At 68.2% G+C, this 25,607-nt stretch carries 27 protein-coding genes; 13 read left to right on the plus strand and 14 right to left on the minus strand.

Annotated elements, in window-relative coordinates; all coding sequences use genetic code 11:
* Positions 1-182 precede the first annotated feature (182 nt).
* Positions 183-1,784: an HNH endonuclease signature motif containing protein gene (locus DMB80_RS02325; RefSeq protein WP_162938390.1), complete on the plus strand. Its 1,602-nt coding sequence runs from the start codon at positions 183-185 to the stop codon at positions 1,782-1,784.
* Here the strand turns inward: DMB80_RS02325 and DMB80_RS02330 are convergent.
* The 11 genes from DMB80_RS02330 to glmS form a co-directional block, all read right to left on the minus strand.
* Positions 1,781-2,212 (minus strand): nuclear transport factor 2 family protein, encoded by a 432-nt coding sequence (locus tag DMB80_RS02330; protein WP_111508399.1) that lies wholly within the window; start codon positions 2,210-2,212, stop codon positions 1,781-1,783. The two genes, DMB80_RS02325 and DMB80_RS02330, sit on opposite strands and share 4 nt — an antisense overlap.
* Positions 2,209-3,231 carry a tRNA (adenosine(37)-N6)-threonylcarbamoyltransferase complex transferase subunit TsaD gene (gene tsaD / locus DMB80_RS02335; protein WP_111508400.1) on the minus strand — a complete coding sequence of 341 codons (1,023 nt, stop codon included), beginning with the start codon at positions 3,229-3,231 and terminating at the stop codon, positions 2,209-2,211. Before tsaD ends, DMB80_RS02330 begins: the two co-directional genes overlap by 4 nt.
* The gene (gene rimI, locus DMB80_RS02340) at positions 3,228-3,680 is read right to left on the minus strand and encodes a ribosomal protein S18-alanine N-acetyltransferase (RefSeq protein WP_111508401.1); all 453 of its coding nucleotides are present in this window, start codon (positions 3,678-3,680) and stop codon (positions 3,228-3,230) included. Before rimI ends, tsaD begins: the two co-directional genes overlap by 4 nt.
* Positions 3,677-4,303, minus strand: coding sequence for a tRNA (adenosine(37)-N6)-threonylcarbamoyltransferase complex dimerization subunit type 1 TsaB (tsaB, locus tag DMB80_RS02345; protein WP_111508530.1), 627 nt, complete (start codon positions 4,301-4,303; stop codon positions 3,677-3,679). Before tsaB ends, rimI begins: the two co-directional genes overlap by 4 nt.
* The gene (gene tsaE / locus DMB80_RS02350; RefSeq protein WP_111508402.1) at positions 4,300-4,761 is read right to left on the minus strand and encodes a tRNA (adenosine(37)-N6)-threonylcarbamoyltransferase complex ATPase subunit type 1 TsaE; all 462 of its coding nucleotides are present in this window, start codon (positions 4,759-4,761) and stop codon (positions 4,300-4,302) included. The genes tsaB and tsaE overlap by 4 nt, the downstream gene beginning before the upstream one ends.
* Complete coding sequence (locus DMB80_RS02355; protein WP_111508403.1) at positions 4,754-5,842, minus strand: alpha/beta fold hydrolase; 1,089 nt, start codon at positions 5,840-5,842, stop codon at positions 4,754-4,756. Before DMB80_RS02355 ends, tsaE begins: the two co-directional genes overlap by 8 nt.
* Positions 5,839-6,990 carry an alanine racemase gene (gene alr, locus DMB80_RS02360; RefSeq protein ID WP_111508404.1) on the minus strand — a complete coding sequence of 384 codons (1,152 nt, stop codon included), beginning with the start codon at positions 6,988-6,990 and terminating at the stop codon, positions 5,839-5,841. Before alr ends, DMB80_RS02355 begins: the two co-directional genes overlap by 4 nt.
* Positions 6,991-7,026: 36 nt before the next feature.
* Complete coding sequence (gene gad / locus DMB80_RS02365; RefSeq protein ID WP_111508405.1) at positions 7,027-8,412, minus strand: glutamate decarboxylase; 1,386 nt, start codon at positions 8,410-8,412, stop codon at positions 7,027-7,029.
* 10 nt (positions 8,413-8,422) lie between these two features.
* Complete coding sequence (locus DMB80_RS02370; RefSeq protein ID WP_111508406.1) at positions 8,423-9,838, minus strand: NAD(P)H-hydrate dehydratase; 1,416 nt, start codon at positions 9,836-9,838, stop codon at positions 8,423-8,425.
* 22 nt (positions 9,839-9,860) lie between these two features.
* A complete protein-coding gene (locus tag DMB80_RS02375; protein ID WP_111508407.1) occupies positions 9,861-10,232 on the minus strand; it encodes an STAS domain-containing protein in 372 nt (123 codons plus the stop codon).
* Positions 10,233-10,478: 246 nt separating this feature from the next.
* Complete coding sequence (glmS, locus tag DMB80_RS02380) at positions 10,479-12,344, minus strand: glutamine--fructose-6-phosphate transaminase (isomerizing) (protein ID WP_111508408.1); 1,866 nt, start codon at positions 12,342-12,344, stop codon at positions 10,479-10,481.
* Positions 12,345-12,399: 55 nt separating this feature from the next.
* On the opposite strand from glmS, the gene DMB80_RS02385 reads away from it, so the two are divergent.
* The 11 genes from DMB80_RS02385 (at position 12,400) to DMB80_RS02435 (ending at position 22,209) form a co-directional block, all read left to right on the plus strand.
* Complete coding sequence (locus DMB80_RS02385; protein WP_111508409.1) at positions 12,400-13,254, plus strand: dienelactone hydrolase family protein; 855 nt, start codon at positions 12,400-12,402, stop codon at positions 13,252-13,254.
* Positions 13,255-13,290: 36 nt separating this feature from the next.
* Positions 13,291-14,331, plus strand: coding sequence for an LLM class F420-dependent oxidoreductase (locus tag DMB80_RS02390; protein ID WP_111508410.1), 1,041 nt, complete (start codon positions 13,291-13,293; stop codon positions 14,329-14,331).
* A 105-nt stretch (positions 14,332-14,436) separates the two neighbouring features.
* Positions 14,437-15,177 (plus strand): GntR family transcriptional regulator, encoded by a 741-nt coding sequence (locus DMB80_RS02395; RefSeq protein WP_111508411.1) that lies wholly within the window; start codon positions 14,437-14,439, stop codon positions 15,175-15,177.
* Entirely contained in the window at positions 15,174-16,211 is a 1,038-nt protein-coding gene (locus tag DMB80_RS02400; protein ID WP_111508412.1) for an ABC transporter substrate-binding protein, read from the plus strand. The genes DMB80_RS02395 and DMB80_RS02400 overlap by 4 nt, the downstream gene beginning before the upstream one ends.
* Entirely contained in the window at positions 16,208-17,044 is an 837-nt protein-coding gene (locus DMB80_RS02405; protein WP_111508413.1) for an ABC transporter permease, read from the plus strand. The genes DMB80_RS02400 and DMB80_RS02405 overlap by 4 nt, the downstream gene beginning before the upstream one ends.
* 1 nt (position 17,045) lies before the next feature.
* Positions 17,046-17,873: an ABC transporter permease gene (locus DMB80_RS02410; protein WP_111508414.1), complete on the plus strand. Its 828-nt coding sequence runs from the start codon at positions 17,046-17,048 to the stop codon at positions 17,871-17,873.
* 25 nt (positions 17,874-17,898) lie between these two features.
* Positions 17,899-18,663, plus strand: coding sequence for an ABC transporter ATP-binding protein (locus DMB80_RS02415; RefSeq protein ID WP_111508415.1), 765 nt, complete (start codon positions 17,899-17,901; stop codon positions 18,661-18,663).
* 27 nt (positions 18,664-18,690) lie between these two features.
* Positions 18,691-20,229 carry an aldehyde dehydrogenase gene (locus DMB80_RS02420; protein ID WP_111508416.1) on the plus strand — a complete coding sequence of 513 codons (1,539 nt, stop codon included), beginning with the start codon at positions 18,691-18,693 and terminating at the stop codon, positions 20,227-20,229.
* Entirely contained in the window at positions 20,229-20,966 is a 738-nt protein-coding gene (locus DMB80_RS02425; protein ID WP_111508417.1) for an enoyl-CoA hydratase/isomerase family protein, read from the plus strand. The genes DMB80_RS02420 and DMB80_RS02425 overlap by 1 nt, the downstream gene beginning before the upstream one ends.
* Positions 20,967-20,976: 10 nt before the next feature.
* On the plus strand, positions 20,977-21,399 hold the full coding sequence (locus tag DMB80_RS02430) for a PPOX class F420-dependent oxidoreductase (protein WP_111508418.1): 423 nt from the start codon (positions 20,977-20,979) through the stop codon (positions 21,397-21,399).
* 24 nt (positions 21,400-21,423) lie between these two features.
* Positions 21,424-22,209 (plus strand): oxidoreductase, encoded by a 786-nt coding sequence (locus DMB80_RS02435; RefSeq protein WP_111508531.1) that lies wholly within the window; start codon positions 21,424-21,426, stop codon positions 22,207-22,209.
* 1 nt (position 22,210) lies between these two features.
* On the opposite strand, the gene DMB80_RS02440 is transcribed toward DMB80_RS02435, so the two are convergent.
* A complete protein-coding gene (locus DMB80_RS02440) occupies positions 22,211-22,786 on the minus strand; it encodes a TetR/AcrR family transcriptional regulator (protein ID WP_111508419.1) in 576 nt (191 codons plus the stop codon).
* Between the two features lie 44 nt (positions 22,787-22,830).
* Between DMB80_RS02440 and DMB80_RS02445 the strand changes: the two genes are divergently transcribed.
* Positions 22,831-23,970, plus strand: coding sequence for an acyl-CoA dehydrogenase family protein (locus DMB80_RS02445; protein WP_046363970.1), 1,140 nt, complete (start codon positions 22,831-22,833; stop codon positions 23,968-23,970).
* Here the strand turns inward: DMB80_RS02445 and DMB80_RS02450 are convergent.
* Together DMB80_RS02450 and DMB80_RS02455 are read right to left on the minus strand one after the other, a co-directional pair.
* A complete protein-coding gene (locus DMB80_RS02450; RefSeq protein ID WP_240430970.1) occupies positions 23,948-25,273 on the minus strand; it encodes a hypothetical protein in 1,326 nt (441 codons plus the stop codon). The two genes, DMB80_RS02445 and DMB80_RS02450, sit on opposite strands and share 23 nt — an antisense overlap.
* On the minus strand, positions 25,273-25,569 hold the full coding sequence (locus DMB80_RS02455) for a DUF7162 family protein (protein WP_111508420.1): 297 nt from the start codon (positions 25,567-25,569) through the stop codon (positions 25,273-25,275). Before DMB80_RS02455 ends, DMB80_RS02450 begins: the two co-directional genes overlap by 1 nt.
* Positions 25,570-25,607: the final 38 nt, after the last annotated feature.

Below are 25,607 nucleotides of genomic sequence, written 5' to 3' on the forward strand. Positions count from 1 at the left end.
GACACAGGGTTTGAACCGACTGCCACCTAGCACTCTATACATGAGAGTGCTAGGTGCTCAAGGTTGGGGTTCACGTATACGCCCCGGGCGAACGACGCCGGATTCATCCCCAGGCTCCGAGTTATCCACAGGCTGGGATTTTTGCGCTCCCGTCTGCGCCGGCAATCGGTAGTTTCGTACATGTGTTCGATGTAGCGCGGGTGGCAGACGCGGATCTGGTCGAGGTGATGACCAGCTCCGCGGCCGCGGCTGCGCGCACCGAGGCGATCAAGCTGGCCGCGATCGCGGAGCTGTGGCGGCGGCGCCGCTGCCCGGAGCGGGAGCGCTGGGTGTGCGCGGACTGGGACGCCACCGCCGCCGAGATCGGGTGTGCGTTGGGGATCGGTCCGGGGCGGGCGTCGACGCTGATGGACCTGGCGGTGGCGCTGCGTGACCGCCTCCCCCGCGTGGGGGCCTTGTTGGCCGACGGGCAGGTGACGCTGGACATGGTGAGGACGATCGTGTCCCGCACCGCGCTGGTCCTCGATCCCGCTACTTTGCGGCTGCTCGACGGGCATTTCGTCGACGCTGTGGCGGGGTGGGGAGTGTTGTCGCAGAAAAAGCTCGAGGCCGCGATCGACGTGTGGATCGAGACCTACGACCCGGATGCGGTGCGCCGGGTGCGTGACCGGTCGCGGGATCGGTCGTTCACCATCGGCGACCGCAGCGATGCTGATGGCGTCACCAGCGTGTACGGGCAGTTGGCCGCCTCGGATGCGGCGCTGCTGGCGGCGCGGCTGGCGATGATGATCGCCTCAGTGTGCGAACACGATCCCCGCACGCTGAATCAGAAACGCGCCGACTCGATCGGTGCGATCGCCGTCGGCGCCACCGCACTAACGTGCCGCTGCGGGCGCCCCGACTGCACCGCCGCCCGGGTGGATGACGGGCGCGCCTCCAGCATCACGGTCACCGTGATCGCCGACCACGCCACCCTCGACGCGCAACCCGATCCGCAGCTGCACGGCGAAACACCCCCACCGAACTACACGCCACGAAACACCACACCCGTCGAGACCGACGAGCCCGAGCGCGTCGAGCAGAAGCAGGAGCAGGCGTCGACGCCACCCGCCACCGGACAGCCGCGGCGCGCGGCGCTGATCGTGGGCCCCGGCGGGGGCATCGTGCCGGCACCGCTGCTGGCCGAACTCATCGCCCACGGCGCGACAGTCCGTTTCGTCGGCGCCACCGAGGGCCTGGCCACCGACGGCTACCGACCCTCAGCCGCCCTGGACCGGTTCGTCCGCTCCCGGGATCTGACATGCCGCTTCCCCGGCTGCGACCGCCCCGCCACCCACGCCGACATCGACCACACCGTGCCCTACCCGGCCGGCGCGACCCATCCGGCGAACACCAAATGCTATTGCCGCCAGCATCATTTACTGAAAACCTTTTGGGAGGGCTGGACCGAAAGCCAAACCCCCGACGGGCGCCTGCATCTGATCAGCCCGACCGGCCACGCCTACACCACCGCGCCGCTGTCAGGGCTGCTGTTCCCCTCCTGGAACACCCGCACCGGACCACCACCGACCACCACCACCACCACGCAGCGACCCACACCGGGCCGCCACCTCATGATGCCCACCCGCGGCCGCAGCCGCACCCAGAACCACCTTGCCTACATCCACAGAGAACGCGAACTCAACCACCGCGAACGCGCCGAAATAGCACCGCCACAAAACAACTCGGACACCTACGACGCGCCGCCCACCGGATGCTCCGGCGATGACCCGCCGCCGTTCTAGCGCAGCTGGTCAGGACTCATGAGCAGGTGGTCGGACACGTCGCCGATCATCTCGACGTCGACGGTGCGTTCCGTGAAGAACCAGCCGTGGTCGTCGCGAGCGAAGGTGTCGGCGTACCGGCCCACGACGATCGGCTGCAGCGCAACGGTATTCGTCTGCTGCACGACGCAGAATGTGGACCGCGCGGCCGCAGTGTCGCCGCTGACATCGACGATCGGATTGAGGACGAGATGACGGGTGCGCGGGGTGTTGCCGTGATCGGGAAAACGACGGGTCGTTGCGGCGAACAGGGCCGCGATCGCCTCGCTGCCCGCGACACCCATGAAGTTACCCCTGCCCAACAGCTGGCCGACGCCGTCGAAATCGCCCGCATCGATCAATTCGGCATAGCGGTAGAGCAATTCGGTGATAGCCGAACGATCACTCACGCGACCTGCCCCTGCACCACCGGCAGTCCGGGATCGCTGGCGACATCGAGTGGTGACGGCTCCGCTCCGGCCGCGATCAGGTGCGCCGCGAACGACGCGATCATCGCCCCGTTGTCCGTGCACAACCGCGGACGCGGCACCCGCAACGTCAGACCAGCCGCCGCACAACGCTCCTCGGCCAGCTCGCGCAGACGCGAGTTCGCCGCCACTCCGCCGGCGATCAGCAGCGCCGACACCCCCAGCTCATCGGCTGCGCGCACCGCCTTCGCCGTCAACACATCGGCGACCGCCTCCTGGAAGCCCGCCGCGATATCGGCCTGCGAGGCTTCCGGGTGACTCTCCACATACCGCGCGACCGCGGTCTTGAGACCCGAGAAGCTGAACGCGTAGCGGTCATCCCGGGGCCCCGTCATCCCTCGGGGGAAGGTGATCGCGGCAGGATCCCCCTCGCGCGCGAGCTCGTCGAGGACCCTGCCACCCGGATACCCGAGGCCCAGCAGCCGCGCCACCTTGTCGTAGGCCTCCCCCGCCGCGTCGTCCACCGTCGAACCCAACTCCACGATCGGCTCACCGAGGGATCGCACATGCAGCAGGTTGGTGTGTCCGCCGGACACCAGCAGCCCGATGCTCTCCGGCAGCGGGCCGTGGTCGTAGACATCGGCTGCGAGGTGACCGCCGAGGTGATTGACCGCATAGAACGGCACCTGCCATGCCGCCGCGTACGCCTTCGCCGCCGCCACGCCCACCAGCAGCGCACCCGCCAGGCCCGGCCCGATCGTCGCCGCCACCACGTCCGGCCGATCGATGCCGGCCACCTGCAGGGCGCGCCGCATCGTCGGGCCCAGCGCCTCCAGGTGCGCTCGAGATGCGATCTCGGGCACCACCCCGCCGAATCGGGCGTGTTCGTCGACGCTGGAGGCGACCTCGTCAGCCAACAGCGTCACCGCGCCGTCGTCGCTCAGTTCCGCGATACCGACACCGGTCTCGTCGCACGAACTCTCGATCGCCAAGATGATCATCGCGGCTCCCGCTTCATCGAGTAGGCGTCCGCGCCACTGACGCGGTAGTAGCGCTTGCGCAGGCCGATTCGGGTGAACCCCTCGCTCTCGTACAGCGCGATCGCCGCCTCGTTGTCGGTGCGCACCTCCAGGAAGATCGCACCGCCGTCGGCGTAGTCGAGCAGCCGGCGCAACATCTGTCTGCCGATGCCGTGGCCCTGATACGCCGGGTCGACGGCGATCGTGTGCACCTCGTACTCGAACGGCTTGCTGCGGCCCAGCCGCGCGATACCGGCATACCCCACCAGCTTGTCGTCGGCCCGCGCCGCCACGTACTGGTTGTGCTTGGCCGCGATCTCGGCGAGAAAGGCACGTTCGGGCCATGGATCGTCCCCGTCGAACAGCTGCGCCTCGAGCTCGGCGCACCGCGCGGCGTCCGCGGCCACCAGAGACGAGTAGTCCACGTTCATCGCTTCACCGCCGACGGCTTCGCGTCGGGTCTGCGCAGATACAGCGGCACCAACGGCTCCGGCTCGGCATCCCAATCTGCCACCGCGGCAACCAGACCCGTCACCGACGGCGACACCGGCGCCAGCCGAGGCAGATCGAACAGCGCCGTATGCTCGGGCGATCCGGCCACCGCCGCCGCGCCGGCGGGCACGTCGGTCGCAGCGTTGACCGCCGGCCCGTCCACGCGAACCCCGTCGCAGTACCGCGCCCAGTACACCTCCCGCCGCCGCGCATCGGTGACCACGAGCACCTCACCGGTCGTCCCCGCCGCGATCGCGTCCAGGCTGCACACCCCGTACACGGGAATCCCGAGAGCATGACCGAACGCCGCCGCGGTGGCCATGCCCACCCGCAACCCGGTGAACGGCCCCGGCCCGCACCCGACCACCACAGCGTCCAGTTCGCCCACGTCCACACCGGCGTCCGCCAGCGCCCCGACGATGTTGGGCGTCAACGTTTCCGCATGCGCGCGCGGATCGACCGTCACGCGTTCGGCGAGCATCTCGATTCCCGAGCCGAACCGCACCACTCCGGCCGTCACGGCCGCAGTGGCGGTGTCGAGGGCCAGCACCAGCCTGCTCATGGTCTGCTCCACTGCCACATGGCCGTACGCACATCACTGTTCGCGGTCCGCTCGAGACGAATGTCGAGGTGTCGCTCCGACAGTCGCTCGGCGACCCCCTCGCCCCACTCGACGACGACGACCGCATCATCGAGATCGGTGTCGAGATCCAGGGAGTCGAGTTCGGCGAGCAGATCGACCGAACTCTCGTCCAGAAGGCGGTACAGATCGACGTGCACCATCGCCGGCCCTCCGGACTGTCGCGACCGGTGCACGCGGGCCAGGACGAACGTCGGCGACAGCACCGGCCCCTCCACGTCCATACCCTGCGCGATTCCCTTGGCCAGCACCGTCTTTCCCGCACCCAGCGGGCCGGACAGCACGACCAGGTCACCGGCGCGCAGTTCGCGCCCCAGCTCGGCCCCGAACGCGAGGGTGTCCTCGGCGCTGGCGAGTTGCTGCACGCCCGAGTCAGCCATTGTTGCGCACCCTCTCCCGCACTCGCCGGGTCATCGCCACCAACTTCGACGGCGTCGATCGCTCGACCAGCCGCACCAACGCGTCGTCGATGATCTCGGGCTGCTCCAACTGCACCAGATGTCCTGCGCCGCCGACGATCACCAACTCCGACTTCGGCAGCGCCGCCGCCATCTCGCGCGAATACTCGGCAGGCGTCAGCAGATCACGGTCGCCGCAGGCGATCAGCGTGGGCACCTTGCGCAGCGTGACCAGGCCCGCCGTCTCGTCGTGCACCTCGAGCGCGTGCAGGAAGTCGACCAGCGTGGTGATCGGAGTGTCGTGCATCATGCGCTCGGAGAACGCCACCACGCTCGGGCTGATCTTTTCGTCGCCGAACGACGCCGCCCGCAGGATGGGTCCGATCACCGACCGCGCGGCGCCGCGGAACCGGTGGACCGTCTTGGGTGCATAGCGGGCGGTGAATTGAACTGCTTCCAGCGCAGGGTTTTTCAGGATCTCACCGAGGGGCGACCGGGACACCCCTTCGGCCGCCGACGCGATGATCGCGGCACCGACGATGCGGGTGGGATAGCGCTGTGGGTACTGGCGAGCGTGGGACAGGACCGTCATGCCGCCCATCGAGTGCCCGACGAGCACCACCGGCCCACGCGGCGCCATGACCGCCAGCACGCTCTCGAGGTCTTGGCCCAGCTGTTCCACCGTGTAGGTGTCGGGCGACGCCTCGCCGGACTGTCCGTGGCCGCGCTGGTCGTAGAACACCATGCGGACCTGCGCGCCCCACTGCTCGCTCAGCCGGGCTCGCTGAAAGTGGAAGGAGCCCATGCGAAGAGAGAAGCCGTGGGCGAACACCACCGTGAGCGGCGCGTCCTGCGGGCCGACCTCACGCACCGCCAGCGGTACCCCGTCCGGGGTGGTGACGACCGTGCTGCGGTCGGCGTCGAGCAGTTCGAAATCCTCGTCGCGGTGCGGATCGTCCTCGGTCACGCGGCGCCGCAGCGAGTGCGCCGCGGTGATACCGGCCGCCGAGCCGACGGCAGCGATCCCGGCCGCCCCCGCCAGCCAGCCGGCCCGCGGGCTCATCGCCCGCCCCCGCGGTACGCCCGGGTGATGCGCCCGCGTGGGCTGGTGACGACCTCGTAGTTGATGGTGCCCAGCAAGTCCGCCCAGTCCTGCGCCGTCGGCTCGCCCCGCGTGCCCGGGCCGAACAGGATCGCCTCGTCGCCCTCGGTGACCTCGACCGGACCCGGCCCGAGGTCGACCAGGAACTGGTCCATGCAGATGCGTCCGACGTTGGGATAGCGGCGTCCGTTGATCTGCACCGACAGCCGGTTGCTCAGCGGCCGGAACACGCCGTCGGCGTACCCGGCGGGGATCAACGCGACCGTGGTGTCCTTCTCGGCGACCCAGGTGTGCCCGTACGAGACACCGTCGCCGGCCCGGATCGCGCGCACCATGGCCACCGGGCACGTCAACGTCATCGCCGGCCGCAGCCCCATGTCGCCACGCTCCGGGATCGGCGACTGCCCGTAGACCGCGATGCCGGGCCGGACCATGTCGAACGCCAGATCAGGACGCGTCAGCGCCGCCGGGGAGTTGCTCAGGTGCACCACGTCGAAAGGCACCCCTGCCGCGCGCGCCGCCGACGCCATCTCGGTGAGCCGCTGCGCCTGCACGCTGTTGAACGGATGGTCGGGGGTGTCGCCGTGGGCGAGGTGGGACATCAGCCCGTGGACACGCACGGCGTCGTCGGATACGGCGTCGCGCAGCGCGGTGACGACAGCCGGGAAATCAGCCGGCGCGACACCGTTGCGGCTCAACCCCGTATCGGCCTTGACCGTCACGGTGGCGGTACGGCCGGTCCGCTGAACCGCCGACAGCACCTCCTGCACCTGACGCACCGACGAGACCGCGATCTCGACATCGGCGGTCAGAGCCGGTGCGAAGTCCATGCCGGGCGGGTGCAGCCAGGCCAGCACCGGCGCCGTGATCCCGTCGCTGCGCAGGGCCAGTGCCTCCTCGACGGTCGCGACTCCCAGTGCAGAGGCACCCGCCGCCAGCGCGGCCCGTCCGACAGCGGTGGCGCCGTGGCCGTAGCCGTCGGCCTTGACGACGGCCATCACCGCGGCCGCACCGGCGCGTTCGCGCAGCACGGAGATGTTGTGCGCGATGGCGTCGAGATCGACGATCGCCGTCGGCACATGCTGGGTCGTGTTTCGTGCGTTGATCACCGCCCCCGATTGTCCCAGGCCGCCGACGGAGACAGGTCAGTGGGCGAAGTGAGCTTCGTCGGAGAATCCGCCCACGCCGGTCTTGTCGAGCTTGCCGAGCACCTCGACGATGTCGTCGCGCAGCGCGCGCGCCAGGTTCGCCGAGAAGCCCTCCCTCACCACGATGCGCAGCACCGCGACGTCGGTGGCGTCGTCGGGCATCGTGTAGGCCGGCACCTGCCAGCCGTAGCTGCGCAGCAGTGCCGACACGTCGAACACCGTGTACTTGGTGCCCTCGACCAGCGTGAACGCCACCACGGGGATCGCCGATCCGTCGGAGATCACCTCGAAGACGCTCATACCGGCGAGCTCTCGCGCCAGCCACTGGGCGGTGTCGGAGAGGCAGTGCATCACCGTGGCGTAGCCGTCGCGGCCCAGCCGCAGGAAGTTGTAGTACTGCCCGACGACCTGGTTACCGGGCCGGGAGAAGTTCAGCGTGAACGTCGGCATGTCCCCGCCCAGGTAGTTGACCCGGAACACCAACTCCTCGGGCAGATGCTCGGAGTTGCGCCACACCACGAAGCCGATGCCGGGATAGGTCAGCCCGTACTTGTGCCCGCTGACGTTGATCGACACCACCCGCGGCAGCCGGAAGTCCCAGACCAGGTCCGGGTGCACGAACGGCACCACGAAGCCGCCGCTGGCCGCGTCGACGTGCACCGGGATGTCGAGGCCCTTCTCGGCGGCCAGCGAGTCGAGAGCCGCACAGATGTCGCCGACGGGTTCCAGCTCGCCGGTGAACGTGGTGCCCAGGATCGCCACCACGCCGATCGTGTTCTCGTCGACGGCGTCGAGCACCTGCTCCGGGGTGATCACGTAGCGGCCGTGCTCCATCGGCAGGTAGCGCGCTTCCACGTCGAAGTAGCGGCTGAACTTCTCCCACACCACCTGGACGTTGGAGCCCATCACGAGGTTCGGTGTGCGGCCCTTCCAGTCCTGCCCGGCCGCCTCGAGCTTCTGACGCCACCGCCACTTGAGCGCCAGGCCTGCGAGCATCACCGCCTCACTGGATCCGACCGTCGACACGCCGATCGCGCTGGACGGGTCGTCGTCGCGCAGATCCTCGGCGTGGAACAGATCGGCGACCATGCAGACGCAGCGCTGCTCGATCGCGGCGGTGACCGGGTACTCGTCCTTGTCGATCATGTTCTTGTCGAACGTCTCCGACATCAGCTGTCCCGCTTCGGGATCCATCCATGTGGTGACGAAGGTGGCCAGGTTCAGGCGGGAGCTGCCGTCGAGCATCAGCTCGTCGTGGATGAAGCGGTAGGTCTGGTCGGGCTCCATCGACTCGTCGGGCAGTCGCAGGGCCGGGATCGGCGAGGTGGACAGGCGGCCGCAGTACGCGGGGGTCAGCGAGGAGTGGCGCGAGACGTTGGGCATGTGATCCTTTCTAGAGGATCGAGCCGAGTGCCGTTCGCAGATGAGCGAGGATGCGCGATGACGACGTCGGTACCGGTGCCGGTCCGGGATCACGTGCGGCGAGGTCGGCGGCGCGGGCATGCACGAACGCCCCCGCCGCGGCCGCCTCGACGGGCGGCAGTCCGGCGGCCAGCAGTGCCCCGATGACACCGGAGAGCACGTCGCCGGAGCCCGCGGTCGCCGCCCAGGCCTGACCCGCGACGTTGAGGTACACCGGACCGCCCGGTTCGGCGACGACGGTCACGTTGCCCTTGAGCAGGACGGTGACTCCGAGCCGGTCGGCCAGCTCGCGGGTGGCCGCGACGCGATCGTCTCCCGGCGGTCCGCCGGCCAGTCGGGCGAATTCGCCGGCGTGCGGCGTCAGCACGGTCGGGGCTTGTCGGCCGGCGACCAGGTCGGGATGGGCGGCCAGAATCGTCAGCCCGTCGGCATCGACGAGCACAGGCAGGTCGGTGTCCAGCGCGAAGGCCAGCGCGGCCTCGCCGGCGGCGTCGGTGCCCAGACCGGGGCCGACGACCCACGCCTGCACCCGTCCGGCGGTGGCGAAATCCGATGTCGCGATCACCTCCGGCCAATGCGAAACCACCTCGGCCGCAGCAGTTCCCGCGTAGCGCACCATGCCGGAGTGGGCTGCCACGGCGGCCCCGGTACACAGGATCGCCGCACCCGGATACGTCGCGGAGCCGGCCATCACGCCGGTCACGCCCTGGGTGTACTTGTCGTCGGTGCGGCCGGGCACCGGCCAGCGGGCGGCGATGTCGGCGGCCTCGAAGCCGCGAATGTCCGCCTCGGGGAGGTCGAGGCCGATGTCGACGAGTTCGACACGGCCGCAAGGCCCGAGAGCGTGCACGGGTTTGAAGCCACCGAACGTCACGGTCACCGCGGCCGTGACGTGCGGACCGTCGGCGGTGCCGGTCGCGACGTCGACTCCGCTGGGGATGTCGACGGCCACCACGGGCGCGTCGGTGCCGGCGAACACGTCGGCGGCGGCGGGTCGCAGCGGCCCGCTGGCGCCGATGCCCACCACCCCGTCGATCACGAGATCGGTTGCGGCGGGCACATTTTCGACGATCCGTCCGCCCGCCCGACGGAACGCCGCGAGTGCGGCCGGGTGCGCCCGGTCGGGGTTCAGCAGCACCGCTGACGCGCCGACGCCGCGGCGACGCAGGAACGTGGCGGCCCACAACGCGTCACCCCCGTTGTCCCCGGAGCCGACCACAGCGCAGACGGTCTTTCCAGCGACAGCGCCTGATTCGCGGCCCAGCTCGCGGACGATCGCGGTGGCCAGCCCGAAGGCCGCCCGCCGCATCAACACGCCGTCGGGAAGAGACGCGAGTAGAGGTGCTTCGGCGTCACGGATCTGCTGGGCGGAGTAGTAGTGCCGCATCGACCCAACGGTACGTGGTGAGCTACTCCGGTTTCGTGCCGCTGAGCGCGTCGGGCAACGTCGGGTAGAGGTCGATGATCTCGTCGATGTTCATCATGCGCAGCGGCCGCGCGGTCGCAGGCCCTTCGGCGACCACGCGCAGCGAGATGCCGGCACGCTCGGTGAGCCGATGGGTCTCGACCAGCATGCTGATGCCGGCCGAGGACAGGAACCCCACACCGGTGATGTCGACGATCAACATCTTCGGGGCACCAGACAGGGCGACGTCGAGGTGAGTGCCCAGGGTGGGCGCGGTCAGTACGTCGAGGTCGCCCTCGACGTACAGGATGACCGTCGTGTCGTCGCGGTGCGGGCGGACCACGAAGCGGCCGCGTTGGTGTTCGTGCACGTTCATCCTGTGCCCCCGAGGGTCGGACAGACACCAACGCACAGTCACCGGGACTGTGGGGGTCTGTATCTCATGCGGCAGTGGGCCGCAGTGACGGGAAATTCCGTCGTACACCGGGCGCGTGGCACCGGCGGCCGCTGCTGGCAGAACGGCTGTTACTCGTTTATCGGCCCCGGGGAGGGCGGCGTTAACAGAGCGCCCTTAATTCTTCCTTAAATTGACACGAGAGTCATAATCGCGCAGGTCAGAAGGTTACTCGACGGTAACCGACTTCGCGAGGTTGCGCGGCTTGTCGACGTCGTAGCCGCGCGCCTGGGCCACTCCGGCAGAGAACAGCTGCATCGGGATGGTCGAGAGCAGCGGTTGCATCAGCGTGGACACGGCCGGGATCTCGATCAGATGGTCGGCGTACGGCGCCACGGTGTCGTCGCCCTCCTCGGCGATGACGATCGTGACCGCGCCGCGGGCCTGGATCTCGCGGATGTTCGACAGCAGCTTGGAGTGCAGCGTCGGAGAATTCTTCGGCGACGGCATGACCACGATGACCGGGAGATCGTCTTCGATCAGCGCGATCGGGCCGTGCTTGAGCTCACCGGCGGCGAAGCCCTCGGCATGCATGTAGGCCAGCTCTTTGAGCTTGAGCGCACCTTCGAGCGCCACCGGGTAGCCGACGTGGCGGCCCAGGAACAGCACCGTCTGCGCCGAGGCGAACCGCGTGGCCAGCGCAGAGACCGGCTCACTGGTGGCCAGCACCCGCGAGATCAGCTCGGGCATGGCCTCCAGTTCGCGGTACTCGCGCGCCACCTCGTCGGGGTACTTCGTGCCGCGCGCCTGCGCGAGCGCGAGACCGACGAGGTAGTTCGCCGCGATCTGGGCCAGGAACGTCTTGGTCGAGGCGACCCCGACCTCCGGTCCTGCACGGGTGTAGAGCACCGCGTCGCATTCGCGCGGGATCTGGCTGCCGTTGGTGTTGCACACCGCCAGCACCTTGGCCTTCTGCTCCTTGGCGTGACGTACCGCCTCGAGCGTGTCCGCGGTCTCCCCGGACTGCGAGATCGCCACCACCAGGGTGTGGCTGTCCAGCACAGGATCGCGGTAGCGGAACTCGCTGGCCAGCTCGACCTCGACAGGCAGCCGGGTCCAGTGCTCGATCGCGTACTTGGCCAGCAGCCCGGAGTGATAGGCGGTGCCGCAGGCCACCACGAAGACCTTGTCGACGTCGCGTAGTTCCTGATCGGAGAGGCGCTGTTCGTCGAGCACGATGCGGTTGTCGGCGAAATGGCCCAGCAGCGTGTCGGACACCGCCGCGGGCTGCTCGGCGATCTCCTTGAGCATGAAGTAGTCGTAGCCGCCCTTCTCCGCGGCCGAGGTGTCCCAGTCGATGTGGAAGGCGCGGAAATCCCGGGTGTCGTTGCCGGCGAAATCGGTGATCCGATAGCCGCCGGCAGTCACCACGACGGCCTGGTCCTGCCCGAGCTCGACCGCATCGCGGGTGTGCTCGATGAACGCCGCGACATCGGAGCCGACGAACATCTCGCCATCCCCGACACCGACCACCAGCGGTGTGGACCGCCGGGCCGCCACGATCGTGCCCGGGTCATCGGCGTGGGCGAACACGAGCGTGAAGTGGCCGTCCAGCCGGCGCAGCACCGCCAGCACTGAAGCCGGGAAATCACCGGCGTGCGCGCCCGAGTCGTATTCGCGCGCGACCAGGTGCACGGCCACCTCGGTGTCGGTGTCGCTGGCGAACTCGACCCCGGTGGCTTCCAGTTCGGCGCGCAGGACCGAGAAGTTCTCGATGATGCCGTTGTGCACGACCGCGACCTTGCCGGTGGCGTCGCGATGCGGATGGGCGTTGCGGTCCGTCGGGCGCCCGTGCGTCGCCCAGCGGGTGTGCCCCAGACCCGTCGACCCGACCAGATCCTCGCTGCTCTGCTCGGCCAAGGCGGACTCCAGGTTGGCCAACCGCCCAGCCTTGCGCTGCACCGTCAGCCCGCCGTGACCGTCGAGCAACGCCACTCCCGAGGAGTCGTACCCGCGGTACTCCATCCGCCGCAGCGCGTCGACGACGATCTCGCAGGCGGGGCGCTGCCCGACGTAGCCGACGATTCCACACATAGGCATCCAGGGTACGGCAGACGACACCGTCTGCCGGGTGGGATACGGTCGTCGGGTGGCCAGCACGAAGAAGCTCTTCAACGCGTTGACACGCCGCGGGCCGCACAAGGTTCTCTGCGGTGACCTGGCCTTTGCCGGGCTGCCCGGCATCGTCTACACCCCGGCGAGCGGGAAGAATCTGCCGGGCGTGGTCTTCGGCCACGACTGGATCACATCGGCCGAGCGGTACCGCGGAACGCTGGAGCACCTCGCGTCGTGGGGCATCGTCGCGGCAGCGCCCAACACCGAGACGTCGCTGGCGCCGTCGGTGCTGACGCTCGCCTACGACATGGGCACGGCGCTGGACATCATCGCCGGTGTGCGGCTCGGCGGCGGCGACATCAGCGTGCACCCCGGCAAGCTCGGCCTCGCGGGCCACGGATTCGGCGCCTCTGCAGCCGTGTTCGCCGCGGCAGGCATGCCGAACAAGCCCAGGGCTGTCGTCGCGGCCTACCCGTTGGTCAGCAGCCCGCCTGCCGAGAAGCCGGCCGCAGGACTGACGGTGCCGGGCCTGATCCTCACCGATCCCGGCGACCCGATGACTTTGCGATCCAATGCCGTGGAACTGGCTCGCGCCTGGAAGCCAGCGACGCTGCGGACGACGTCGAAAACCAAGGCCGGCGGGCTGGTCGAGGGCCGGCGTCTCGCGACCGTCGTCGGGCTGCCCGGCGCCGACAAGGGCACCCAGCGGATCGTGCGGGCCCTGATGACGGGTTACTTCCTGCACATGTTGGCCGGCGAGAAGGACAAGGGCACCTATCGCGCCTTCGCCGATCCCGAGGCGGCGCTGCCGAAGACCGAGCTGATGGATCCCTTCGCCGATGATCCGGTCGATCTGGAGAACAAGGTCACCGCTCTTCTCAAACCCTGAGGCTCTTCTCACTTCCTGAGGCGGTAGAACTAGGCCATGCGCACAGGCATCTTTCTCAACTATGCGGGCGGGTTCCTCGAGGCGGTCGAGGAGGTCGTCGAACTCGAGAAGATCGGTGTCGGCATCGCGCTGGTGCCCGAGGCCTACTCCTATGACGCGATCAGCCAGTTGGGCTTCCTCGCCGCACGCACCTCGCGGATCGAGCTCGGCACCGGGGTGGTGCCGATCTACACCCGCACCCCCGCACTGATGGCGATGACCGCCGCCGGCCTGGACTACGTCTCCGACGGCAGATTCCGCCTCGGACTGGGCACTTCGGGCCCCCAGGTGGTCGAGGGTTTCCACGGCGTGCCGTTCGACGCGCCACTGGGCCGCACCCGCGAGGTCGTCGAGATCTGCCGTCAGGTGTGGCGCCGCGAGCGCGTCAGCTACGAGGGCAAGCACTACCAGGTGCCGCTGCCGGCGGACCGTGGCACCGGCTTGGGTAAACCGCTCAAGATCATCAATCAGCCTGTCCGCGAACGTATTCCGATCACCATCGCGGCGCTGGGGCCGAAGAACGTCGAGCTGACCGCGGAGATCGCCGAGGGCTGGCAGCCGGTGTTCTTCTATCCGGAGAAGGCCGACGACGTCTGGGGCGAGGCACTGCGCGCCGGTGCTGCGCGACGAGACCCGGAGTTGGGCCCGCTCGACGTGATGGTCAGCGCGAGCCTGGCGATCGGCGACGACGTCGAAGACCGATTGGCTTGGGCGAAGCCGCAATTGGCGCTCTACATCGGAGGGATGGGCGCGCGCGGGAAGAACTTCTACCACAACCTCGCGACGCGCTACGGCTTCGGCGAGGTGGCCGATCACATCCAGGACCTGTACCTGGCAGGCAAGAAGGCCGAGGCGATCGACGCCGTGCCTGACGAGCTGGTGCGCAACGTGTCCCTGGTGGGGCCTCGCGGCTTCGTCGCCGAGCGGGTCGCGGCGTTCGCCGAGGCCGGCGTGACGACCCTGCTTGTGCATCCGCTCTCCGGTGACCGACGCGAGTCCGTGGCATTCATGGAGGATTTGCAGTCGCTGCTGCCCTGAGGGCCGCCCTCGGGGTGTGACGCGCACCCTTTCACTTCCCCATAGTGATTGACCTCACTCCATCTGCTGTATACAGTTCAAGCTACTGGTACACACGGAGGTCAAATGGCATACCAAAATGCTGCCGGACGCGTCGCGGGGGAGCTGCGCGACGAGATCCTGCACGGTGACATCGCACCCGGTTCCCGGCTTTCACAACTGCGTCTGGCGGAGCGCTTCGGCGTCAGCCGCATCCCCGTCCGGGATGCGCTCCAGTTGTTGGCGGCCGAAGGACTCGTGAATCCGGCGTCCAACGCGACGGCGGTGGTGACCGGAATGTCGGTTCCCGAACTCCAGGAGCTCTACGAACTCCGTGAGGCCGTCGAACCGATGGCCACGCAGATCGCTGTGCCCAACGTCGGTCGCGCAGACATCCTGACCATGCGCCGGCACCTGGCGACGATGGAGCAGAGCAACGATGCCCGCGCGTGGATCGTCGCGAACGCCGAATTCCACGCCGCGGTCTACAAGCGCGCCAGCCGGCCCCGGACGGTCGAGCTGGTCGAGCAGCTGCGCCGCCTCACCGATCGCTATCTCTACGTACATCTCGAGGTGATCGGTCAGACCGATCACCTCCACGCTGAGCACCTCGCGATCATGGCCGCCGTCGAAAGCGGCGACGCGGCACGGGCAGCCCAGCTCACCCGCGAGCACCTCGCCACGTCACACGACTACATCCTCACCTATCTTCTCGAAAACCCAACGGCTACAGGGGCAGACGAGATCATCAGCCTCCACGAGGCAGAGTCCGGACCCGCGTCGCAGGCAACGTCGCCTCGCGCACTAACGAAGGGAACCCACCAGTGAACGGTTTCGCACGACGGCTCTCGGCCCTCCTCGTGGTCGCCACCACAGCGGCGACGCTGTCGGCCTGCGTGTCCCGGCCCAACCAGGCCAGCGGGGACGGCGGAGTCATCAGGTTCACCTTCGCTCCCGATCCCGTCTGGGACTTCATCACAGACAAGGGAATCCTCGACGAGATGGAGGCCGAATCCGGCATCACCATCGAGGCATCCTCGACGTGGGACGAGTTCGGGGTGTTCGCCGGCGGCCATGCGGACATCGTCTCGTCGGCCAGCTACGAGGTCCCTGTGATCGAAGAAGAGACTGGCCGCAACACAGTGGTCATCGGCAAATACAACATGGACCGGAGCGTCATCATCGCGCGCGCCGACAATCCGGCGACCACCCTGGCCGATCTCAAAGGTCAGGACATCTCCGCCTTCACAGCCGTCTCCGCGACGCTCGTCTGGGGTGCCTACGCCAAGAAGATGCACGATGTCGACTTCCGTTCCGGCGGAGGAGATTACAACATCATTGTGGCCGATCCCCAGCAGCAGGCAGACCTGGTGCAGCGTGGCGAGGTCGCCGCCTGCGTCTGTCTACCCGAGTTCGCGACGCCCGGCTTGCGCAGCGGTGAGCTCAAGGTCCTCTACGACGGCAAGGCATCGAAGGACATGTACGCGGAGCTGGTGGTGCCCGGTCACGAGGGCCCGATGATCAACGTCTTCCTCGCCGGCGCGGAATGGGCCCAGGAGAATCCCGAACAGGTCGAGTTCTTCCTCGACGTCTGGCAGCGCGGTCTGCAGGAGTGGGAGGCCAACAAGGCCACCATCATCGAGACCTACCCGCAGCACTTCGCCGTCGGGGCGCCCGAGGATGTCGAATTCGTCCAGCAGTACGTCGACACCAACGACTGGTTCGTCCGTGACATCCGTTTCGACCAGCAATGGGCTGACGGCGAATCGCAGGTCTTCCCGCTCCTCAAGGAAACCGGCTTCATGGATCAGGCCCAGGCACTGCCCAACTTCCGTGTCTCTGCGGGCGGCAACGGTTCATGACGGTCACCGCTGACGAACGCGATACCGCGGCAGCCACACCCCGGGCCTCCGCACCCGCGCTCCCGAGCGCACACCGACGCAGGATCCGTCGCGGCGCGCTCGCTGCGATCGGCTACGCCGCGCTGATCGCCGCCTGGTCGGCCTGCTCCCTACTGCTGTTCACCCCTTACGTCCTGCCCGCCCCGTGGACCGTCGGTGCTGAGATGTGGCACCTCGCGGCCGACGGCACCGCGTTCGTCCAATTCGGCTCCAGCATCGTGAAAATCGCACTCGGCTTTGCCATCGGCACCGTGGTCGGCGTGCCCCTGGGCCTGCTGATGGGACGGTCGAAGTACCTGAACTACTTCTTCCAGCAGCCGCTGCTGGTGCTGGGCAATGTGCCCGGGCTCGCCTTCGCCGTGTTCGCCCTGATCCTGTTCGGCATCGGTGCGATCGGTCCCGTCGTCGTCGTCGCCTTCGTTGCGCTGCCCTACGTTGCGCTCAACGTGGCGCAAGGCGTCGAGGAGGTGGATCGCCGACTCGTCGACATGAGCGCCGTGTACGGACTCGGACGAGGCACCATTGTTCGCTCAGTGTTCCTACCGTCGATCATGCCGTTCCTGTTCGCAGCGCTGCGGTACGGATTCGCGATGGCATGGAAGGTCGAGGCGCTCACCGAGGTGTTCGGCGGCCGCAGCGGCATCGGTTTCATGATCCGGCAGTCCTACCAAGAGTTCTCGGTCGCCGGCGTACTCGCGTGGACAGGCTTCTTCGTCCTGTTCATCCTGCTCATCGAGCGCGTTCTCCTTGCCGGTTTGGAACGGCGCTTCTTCGCATGGAGAGGAGGTCGCTGACATGACCGCAACCACCGCGGAACCCTCGACCACCACCACGGCACGACAGCGTTCATGGCTCACCGGCCCCTTCGGTGCGAGCGTGGCCGCCGCGCTGTTGTTCGCTCTGCTGTGGCAGTGCGTCGGCATGTTCCACGCGCGCATTCCCGGCCCCGCCCCAGTCGTCGCGGCAGCGATCAGAGAACTGGAACGCGGAGAATTCTTCTTCAACTTCCTGATCAGCATGCAGCGCTTCGGGATCGGCATGGCGATCTCGATCGTCGTCGGGGTCGCGATCGGCTTGGCCATCGGTTCATCGCGTCTGTTCGACGACATGTTCGGGGATGTCAACCTCGTCGGGCTCGCCACTCCCGCGGTGATATGGGCGCTTCTGTGCGCGATGTGGTTCGGATTCTCCGACACCGCACCGATCGTCACCGTGGTGCTGTCGGCCATTCCCTTCGTCGTCGTCAACGTTGCCGCCGGGGCACGCTCCATCCCCCCTGCGCTACTGGACATGTCGCAGTCCTACGGCGTCCCGTCGCCCCGCCGCGTGCGCCATGTCGTCCTGCCCGCGGTCACCGGATACACCGTCGCAGGTATCCGGTTCGGGGTGATGTCGGGCTGGAACGGGCTGCTGCTGTCGGAGTGGTTCGGGTCGGCCGACGGCGTGGGACACCGCGCGCGCTATTGGTACGACGCCAACCAGTTACCCGGCTTCGTCGCCTGGATCGCGTTCTTCATCCTGTTCATGGTCATCGCCGACCGGGTGGTCCTCGAGCGGCTGACGCGTCGCGCATTCCGCTGGCGCGATGGCGAACCCGGCGCACCCACCACCATCGCCGCATGACCCACACCCCCGAGAAGGAGTTCCCATGGCTGAAGTAGTCGTCACCAAGCTGGTCAAGGTCTTCAGCACCCCGACCGGCCCGCAAACCGTGATCGACGGGATCGATTTCACGATCGCGGACCAATCCTTCGTCTCGCTCGTCGGCCCTTCCGGCTGCGGCAAGACGACACTGCTGAACATCATCGCCGGCATCGAGTCCGCCTCCGGCGGATCAGTCACCATCGGTTCGTCCCAGCGGCCGGGCAAGCTCGCCTACGTGTTCCAGGAACCACGACTCCTGCCGTGGCGGTCGATCTTCGACAACCTGATGTACGTCCAGCGGGTACGCGACAATGCCGCGAAAGAACGTGTCCACGAGGCACTTCGACGTGTCGGCCTCGGCCACGCCGAAAAGAAGTGGCCCGGCCAATTGTCGGGCGGCCAACAGCAGCGCGTCGGTATCGCCCGAGCCCTGTCGGTCGAGCCCGACGTGCTGTTGATGGACGAACCTTTCAGCCACCTCGACGCCATCACCGCCCGCGGCCTGCGCGAGCACCTCCAGGAATTGTGGGCCGCCACCCGCAAGACGGTCGTCTTCGTCACCCACGATGTCAGCGAAGCCGCCGAACTGTCCGACCGGATTCTGATGCTCGCCCCCGGCGGAACGATTCACGAGGACATCGTCGTAGACCTCGCCCGGCCGCGCAAGGCTTCCGACGAGAAGGTGGCCGTGCTCGAGGCCTCCATCCTCCGCCGGTTCGAAGACCTCGAGGCCACGGCTTCGGCCGTCCGCTCACCAGTCCCCGCCTGACTTCCCGACGACAGAAGAGATCACGTCATGCCAGAACAGTCCACCTCCTCGGCCTCGACACTGCTGGGTACCAACGGCGAATCCGCGCACGCGCTGCTGATCCACGGGGAAAGGCGGGCCGGTCGCGGTGAGCTGCTCGAGATCGTCAACCCGGCTACCGCAAAGGTTTTCGCCCGCTGCCACAGCGCCAGTGCAGACGACACCGACGACGCCGTCACTTCAGCCCGAACCGCATTCGAATCGGGTGTGTGGTCGACGATGCCGATCCATCAGCGTGCCCGGATCCTCAACCGTTTCGGCGACCTCCTCGAGCGCGACATGGACGAGCTGTACCGCTTGGAGACCGTGAACAACGGTAGACCGATCACCGAGACCAAGGCCCAGATCACTCGACTCCCGGAGTGGTACCGGTACAACGCGGCGCTCCTACTCGCCTCGCGCGACGCAGTGGTGCCCATGTCAGGTGAATACCATTCCTACACATCGCGTTTCCCGATCGGCGTCGTCGCGACTCTGTCATCGTTCAACCACCCACTGATGATTGCGTCCAAGAGTGTCGCCCCCGCGCTCGCCACCGGCAACAGCGTGGTGCTCAAGCCATCCGAGCAGACGCCGCTGACGGCCCTGCTGGTGGGGGCTTTGGCATTGGAGGCCGGCCTGCCACCGGGTGTGCTCAACGTGGTGCCGGGCCTCGGACCGGTGACCGGGGCACGACTGGCCGAGCATCCGCAGGTGAACAAAGTGGTGTTCACCGGTGGTACTGAGGTGGGTCGATCGATCTCCGTGGCAACCGCGCACCGCTTCGCGAAATCGACTGTCGAATTGGGTGGCAAGTCACCGGTCCTGGTCTTCGACGACGTCCCTGTCGATGTCGCCGCCCGTGGAACGGCATTCGGAGGGTTCATCGGGGCGGGCCAGACGTGCATCGCCGGTACGCGGATCATCGTCCAGGACACCATTTACGACGAGTTCGTAGCGGCGCTCGTAGATCAGGCCGAGCGCATCCGGATCGGTGATCCGAGTCTTCCCACCACGCAGCTGGGGCCAGTGATATCCGACCGAGCCCGCAGGCGGATCCTCGACTACGTCGACATCGGTCGAACAGAGGGCGCAACCGTGGCCACCGGCGGCTACTCCCCCGAGATCCCTGGACTGGAAGGCTTTTTCGTTGCACCCACGGTCCTCGCGGGGGTACACAACCAGATGCGCGTCGCTCGCGAGGAGATCTTCGGACCAGTGGTCGTCGTGATTCCGTTCCGGGACGAGGCGGATGCGATCGCAATCGCCAACGACTCCGCGTACGGCCTCGGTTCATCGATCTGGACCCGCGACGTAGCCCGCGCGCACCGCGTCGCGGCCAAGCTCGAACAGGGCATCGTCTGGGTGAACGACCACCACCGACTGGATCCCTGCTCGCCATGGGGTGGTGTGCGTGACAGCGGGCACGGCCGCGAAGGAGGAACGGAGTCGTTCGATGACTTCACCCACGTCCGCGCTGTCACAGTACGGACGGCGGACAGCGACGTGGATTGGTATGGCGGCGTAGCACTAGAGAGGCTCAACTGATGACGACCTTCGCAGAACTCCCCGTGGCAGACGGCTTGTCACTCAACCAAGACGGCGACGTGCTGACGGCGCTCATCGACGCCCCGGACGGCAACCTCATCACGATGGACATGTGCGACGCCCTGGCTGCGGTGCTGCGGACGCCGCCCGCGGGTGCACACGTCCTGGTGCTGACCGCCGCCGGTGACCACTTCTGTCTCGGTCGTGAGCGCACCGCGGCGACGCCGGACGACCTCCCACTCGAGGTCGCCCGACTCATGGCCGTCAACGAGGCGCTCGCCGAGACGACTCTGGTCACGGTCGCCAGGGTGCACGGAGACGCCGGCGGATTCGGTGTCGGCTTGGCGGCGCTGTGCGACGTGGCGGTAGCCACCCGGGCCGCCCGTCTGTACTTCCCCGAGGTGCGCATCGACCTGGCGCCCGCGCTCGTCCTCGCGTGGCTTCCGGCCATGATCGGGCGGCGAGAAGCTTTCTGGCTGACAGCTACCGGCGAGGCGGTGTCCGGTGAGAACGCCGTTCGTATCGGCCTGCTGAACGAGGTCGTCGACGACGTCGACCTGCTCGATCAAGTGGTCTCGCAGCGGGTGGAGTCGCTGCGGCGCGCAGCGCCGAGGGTGCACACAGAAATCCGCCGGATGCTGCGATCGGTGGAATCCCTCACCCCGACGCAAGCTTATGAGCTGGCCTCGGATCGGCTGGTTCTCGGATCTCTTCGCCGATCGCATCGAGGGACCTAATCTGGACTTCATGACCGAGTTGACCGAGGACGTCATCGCGTTCCTGTCCGATGGCACCCGCACGGCCAAGCTGGGGTACGTCGCCGCCGACGGCCGGCCGCTCGTCGCCCCCGTGTGGTTCGTCGTCGACGACGGGCAGCTCGTGTTCAACACCGGTAGGGACACGGCCAAGGGTCGAGCGCTGGCCCGCGACCCGCGCGTGGTGCTGTGCTGCGACGACGACCGGCCTCCGTTCTCTTTCGTTCAGGTGCAGGGCACCGCGACGACCAGTGAGGATCTCGACGAAGTACGCGCCTTCGCCACCCGTATCGGCGGGCGGTACATGGGAGCCGAGCGCGCCGAGGAGTTCGGCCGACGCAACGGCGTGCCGGGCGAACTGCTGGTCCGTGTCACCCCGACGAAGGTTCTGAAGGCATTCGACCTGGCGGACTGACTGCGCTCTGGCAGAGTGCCGAGCATGCGGATCGAGCTGACTGACAAGATCGCCGTCGTCACCGGAGCGAGCAAAGGCATCGGGCTCGCGATCAGCCAAGCGTTCGCGGAAGCGGGCGCCTTCGTCGTCGCGGGGGCTCGCACGAACAGTCCCGGGCTCGAAGCGCTCGAGGCGAACGGCTCCGCGATGTTCGTCGCCGCGGATCTGTCGACCGCGGAAGGCCCCAAGGCGCTCGTGGCGGCGGCCGCCGAGCGCGGCGGCGTCGACATCCTGGTCAACAACGCCGGTGCCGTCACCCCACGATTCGCCGGCTCACAGTCGGTCACCGACGACGACTGGACGGCCTCGTGGTCGCTGAATTTCCTGTCGGCGGTCCGCACGACGCGCGAAGCGATCCCCCTTCTGCTGGCGCGTGGCGGCGGCGCGATCGTGATGATCGGTTCGGTCAACGCGACACTGCCCGAGTGGAACATCATCGACTACAGCGCCACCAAGGCCGCGATGGCCAACTACGCGAAGAGTCTGTCGAAAGAGCTCGGCCCGAAGGGCATTCGCGTCAACACCATCAGCCCCGGACCGGTCGCCACCGGTCTGTGGCTCGCCGATGACGGGGTCGCAGCCCAATTCGCCTCCGCCAGTGGCGGTTCACCCGATCAGGTGGTGGACGCCGTCGCCGCCGGCGCAGCCACGGGGCGATTCACCACACCGCAAGAGGTGGCAGATCTGACTCTGTTCCTCGCCGGCGATCGCGCCACCAACATCACCGGCGCCGACGTCCGCATCGACGGCGGTTACGTCACGACGATCTGACTCAGGCCTGGATCCCGCCGGTGACGATCGCGGCGAGTTCGCGGTAGGCCGCCGCATCCTCGAGACCGGTGCGGTCGCGCACCGCGCGTTGTTGGATGCGCACCATCATCGTCGCGACGACCTCGGCGGCGAACGCGGCGTGCACATCGCGGAACTGCCCCGCCGCCACCCCGGCCGCGATCAACTCCTGGACGCGACGCGCCGCGATGCGGGTGTTCTGTTCGTAGATGGCGCGCGCCGGAGCGAACGCATCGAGGTCGGCCATGAACCGATCTGACGCCGGATCGAGCGCCTCGCCCACTGTCTGCAGGTAAGCGGTGACCCGCTCGCGGGCGCCGTCGGACGCCGCGACACGCTCTTCGACCGTCTGCGTCGCCGTGCGGAAGAAATGCTTGGTAGCCGCCGTGACCAGCTGTTCCTTGCTGGCGGCCAACGTGTAGAGCGTGGATTTCGAGCAGCGCAGACGTGCCGCGATCTCGTCGAGCGTCAAATGCGCGAAACCTTCGGCGAGGAACAACGCGACCAGCGCGTCGAAGAGCTCTGTGCGCCGGCGGGTGGCGAAGGCAGGCGTGCTCATTGCCTCGATAGTACTGCAGACAACCCTGTAGTACTGTCCGAAGTATGCCAGTGGATCGCCTTCTGCCCACCGACGAGGCCCACGAACTCATCGAGCTCGCGCGCACCATCGCAGACAAGGTGCTCGACCCCGTCGTCGACCAGCACGAGAAGGACGAGAGCTACCCCGACGGCGTGTTCACCACGCTCGGCGAGGCGGGGCTGCTCAGCCTGCCCTACCCCGAGGAATGGGGCGGTGGCGGTCAGCCCTACGAGGTGTACCTGCAGGTGCTCGAGGAACTCGCGGCACGGTGGGCGGCAGTGGCAGTCGCGGTCAGCGTGCACGGGCTCTCCTGTCACCCGCTGATGACGTTCGGCTCCGACGAACAGCGCTCGCGCTGGCTGCCCGACATGCTCGGCGGATCGACGATCGGCGCCTACAGCCTTTCCGAACCGCAGGCGGGCTCGGATGCCGCTGCGCTCACCTGCCGGGCGTCCGCCGCGGACGGTGGCTACCGCATCACCGGCGAGAAAGCATGGATCACCCACGGCGGTGTCGCCGACTTCTACACGCTGTTCGCCCGCACCGGCGAAGGGTCACAGGGCATCTCGTGCTTCCTGGTGCCGGGAGATCTCGACGGCCTGACATTCGGGCGGCCCGAGGAGAAGATGGGCCTGCATGCCGTACCCACCACCGCCGCCCACTACGACGGGGCGTTCCTCGAGGAGCAGCGGCGGATCGGTGCCGAAGGTCAAGGTCTGCAGATCGCCTTCAGCGCGCTGGACGCCGGACGGCTCGGCATCGCAGCCGTCGCCGTGGGGCTGGCTCAGGCGGCACTCGACGCGGCGGTCGCCTACAGCCAGGAACGAACGACGTTCGGCCGCAAGATCATCGACCACCAGGGTCTGGCATTCCTGCTCGCCGACATGGCCGCCGCAGTCGACTCGGCGCGCGCCACCTACCTCGACGCGGCCCGGCGCCGCGACGCCGGGCTGACCTATTCGCGTCAGGCATCGGTGGCCAAGTTGGTCGCCACCGATGCGGCGATGAAGGTCACCACCGACGCCGTCCAGGTGCTCGGCGGCGCTGGATACACCCGCGACTACCGGGTCGAGCGGTTCATGCGCGAGGCGAAGATCACGCAGATCTTCGAGGGCACCAACCAGATTCAGCGACTCGTCATCAGCCGCCACCTGTCTCGGTAACCGGCGGCGGGCCGACCTGCGGCACCTCGTCGGCGGCGATCTCGCAGGGGGTGCGCTCCTCGGTCGGCGGCGGGGGTAGCGGTTCAGCCGGGGGCGGTAGAGGCGTGGGTTCCGGCGGCACGACGGCCTCTGGTTCGGGCTCCGCCGAAACAGACTCTGCGAAAGGCTCTTCGGTGGCAGGCTCGTCGGTGATCGGCTCTTCGGATTGCTCCTCCGACTCCTCGTCCTCTGATTCCTCCCCGTCTTCGGGCTCCTCGTCATCGGGCTCGTCGTCTTCGGGCTCGTCGGGCTCGGGTGGTTCTAGGTCGGCCGGCGGGTCGAAGGCATCGCCCGCGATGCCGTCTCCCGTTCCGCCGCCCAGCAGCCCGCCCAGCGCATCGGCGAACCGCTGTCCCACCTGCGGGAAAGCCCCGCCGCCACCGAGATCCGACAGGGGCGCGGGCGGCGCTTCGGGCAGAGGCGCAGGCGGTGCGGCGGCAGGTGGTGGCGGGGCCGTCCAGGCCGCCGGCGCTGTCGGCGCGGGCGCGAGCGCGGGCGCAGGAGCGGGCGCGGAGACAGCGACAGGAGATGGCGCAGCAGGAACAGACGACGCGACCGGGGCGCTCGGTGCGCTCGGGCCGAGCGCGCCAGGAATCTCGAACACCGCAGGCGGGCGTCCCATGATCTCGGCGGTGGCGGTGCGGTAGGTCTCGGCCACAGTCGCGCCGGCGGCCTGCATCGCGGTCAGCCACTCCGCACCGATCCGGTTCTGCACGAACGGCTTCACTGCGCCGTCCACCATTTCGGCTGCGGCGGCGCGATCCCCGACCCCGGAGGTCACAGTCGTGGCGGCAGCCAGCCACTGCTCCCGGGCGGCACCGGCCTCGGCCTCGATGGCGACCGTTGTCTCGACCTTGGAATCCACGGCGCGCCAGAGTTGCTCGAGCGCGCGCTGGAGCGCAGCGGCTGCGGCGGTCAGAGCGTCGGCGACCGCCGCAGCTGCCACGCCGTGGCGGTGCAGGAACTGCCGCGCCGCCTGCGCACCCGATCCCTGCCAGGCCTCCGACAACATCCCGGCCTGATCCTCGTGCCCGGTCAGCGCCTCCCGCGTCGCCCGTACCGCTGCGTCTACGGCAGCGCAGTCACGCTGCAGCACAACGAGATCCATACCGTCCTCGGTGCCGTACCAGTCGCGCATCTGACCCGGGTGCAGCGTCAGGTCCGGGTCCGCGAACCCCACCTGGTGAGCTGCCCACACATACGCCGCCATGGTCTCGACCGGCGGGCGACCCTGCCCCAGCCGGCCGGAAACGTCGTATGCCACTACCCCACCCGTCCGGCAGCGCGCTCGTCGGCGTCGATGTACCGGTCGATCGAGACGTCCAGGGCCGACGCGATCTCTCCTGCCGCCCGGGACCACTGCGCCACCGAGGTCGTCAGGTCACGCAGCGCGGTCCGCAGCGCCTCACCGTGCGCGACATACGCCCGTCCGGCCGTCGAACCGCCGAACGCCAACTGCTGCAGATGATCTCGTACCGCACGGTCGACGATCTCGGCGACCCGCTCATACTCCCTCGCGACGGCGCGCAGCGCACCCACGTCGACGCCTGTGCTCCCCATACCTCATTGGACGCACGAGGAGCCGCGTCGGTTCCCGC

The organism is Mycobacterium kyogaense, from assembly GCF_003254575.1.
In the GTDB taxonomy this organism is placed as follows: domain Bacteria; phylum Actinomycetota; class Actinomycetes; order Mycobacteriales; family Mycobacteriaceae; genus Mycobacterium; species Mycobacterium kyogaense.

Bases quoted from the DNA above. Each gene is read 5' to 3' on its own strand.
- tsaD (WP_111508400.1), bottom strand. From the start codon at position 3,231: ATGATCATCTTGGCGATCGAGAGTTCGTGCGACGAGACCGGTGTCGGT.
- rimI (WP_111508401.1), bottom strand. From the start codon at position 3,680: ATGAACGTGGACTACTCGTCTCTGGTGGCCGCGGACGCCGCGCGGTGC.
- tsaB (WP_111508530.1), bottom strand. From the start codon at position 4,303: ATGAGCAGGCTGGTGCTGGCCCTCGACACCGCCACTGCGGCCGTGACG.
- tsaE (WP_111508402.1), bottom strand. From the start codon at position 4,761: ATGGCTGACTCGGGCGTGCAGCAACTCGCCAGCGCCGAGGACACCCTC.
- DMB80_RS02355 (WP_111508403.1), bottom strand. From the start codon at position 5,842: ATGAGCCCGCGGGCCGGCTGGCTGGCGGGGGCGGCCGGGATCGCTGCC.
- gad (WP_111508405.1), bottom strand. From the start codon at position 8,412: ATGCCCAACGTCTCGCGCCACTCCTCGCTGACCCCCGCGTACTGCGGC.
- DMB80_RS02370 (WP_111508406.1), bottom strand. From the start codon at position 9,838: ATGCGGCACTACTACTCCGCCCAGCAGATCCGTGACGCCGAAGCACCT.
- DMB80_RS02375 (WP_111508407.1), bottom strand. From the start codon at position 10,232: ATGAACGTGCACGAACACCAACGCGGCCGCTTCGTGGTCCGCCCGCAC.
- glmS (WP_111508408.1), bottom strand. From the start codon at position 12,344: ATGTGTGGAATCGTCGGCTACGTCGGGCAGCGCCCCGCCTGCGAGATC.
- DMB80_RS02390 (WP_111508410.1), top strand. From the start codon at position 13,291: ATGCGCACAGGCATCTTTCTCAACTATGCGGGCGGGTTCCTCGAGGCG.
- DMB80_RS02395 (WP_111508411.1), top strand. From the start codon at position 14,437: ATGGCATACCAAAATGCTGCCGGACGCGTCGCGGGGGAGCTGCGCGAC.
- DMB80_RS02405 (WP_111508413.1), top strand. From the start codon at position 16,208: ATGACGGTCACCGCTGACGAACGCGATACCGCGGCAGCCACACCCCGG.
- DMB80_RS02410 (WP_111508414.1), top strand. From the start codon at position 17,046: ATGACCGCAACCACCGCGGAACCCTCGACCACCACCACGGCACGACAG.
- DMB80_RS02415 (WP_111508415.1), top strand. From the start codon at position 17,899: ATGGCTGAAGTAGTCGTCACCAAGCTGGTCAAGGTCTTCAGCACCCCG.
- DMB80_RS02420 (WP_111508416.1), top strand. From the start codon at position 18,691: ATGCCAGAACAGTCCACCTCCTCGGCCTCGACACTGCTGGGTACCAAC.
- DMB80_RS02425 (WP_111508417.1), top strand. From the start codon at position 20,229: ATGACGACCTTCGCAGAACTCCCCGTGGCAGACGGCTTGTCACTCAAC.
- DMB80_RS02430 (WP_111508418.1), top strand. From the start codon at position 20,977: ATGACCGAGTTGACCGAGGACGTCATCGCGTTCCTGTCCGATGGCACC.
- DMB80_RS02435 (WP_111508531.1), top strand. From the start codon at position 21,424: ATGCGGATCGAGCTGACTGACAAGATCGCCGTCGTCACCGGAGCGAGC.
- DMB80_RS02440 (WP_111508419.1), bottom strand. From the start codon at position 22,786: ATGAGCACGCCTGCCTTCGCCACCCGCCGGCGCACAGAGCTCTTCGAC.
- DMB80_RS02445 (WP_046363970.1), top strand. From the start codon at position 22,831: ATGCCAGTGGATCGCCTTCTGCCCACCGACGAGGCCCACGAACTCATC.
- DMB80_RS02455 (WP_111508420.1), bottom strand. From the start codon at position 25,569: ATGGGGAGCACAGGCGTCGACGTGGGTGCGCTGCGCGCCGTCGCGAGG.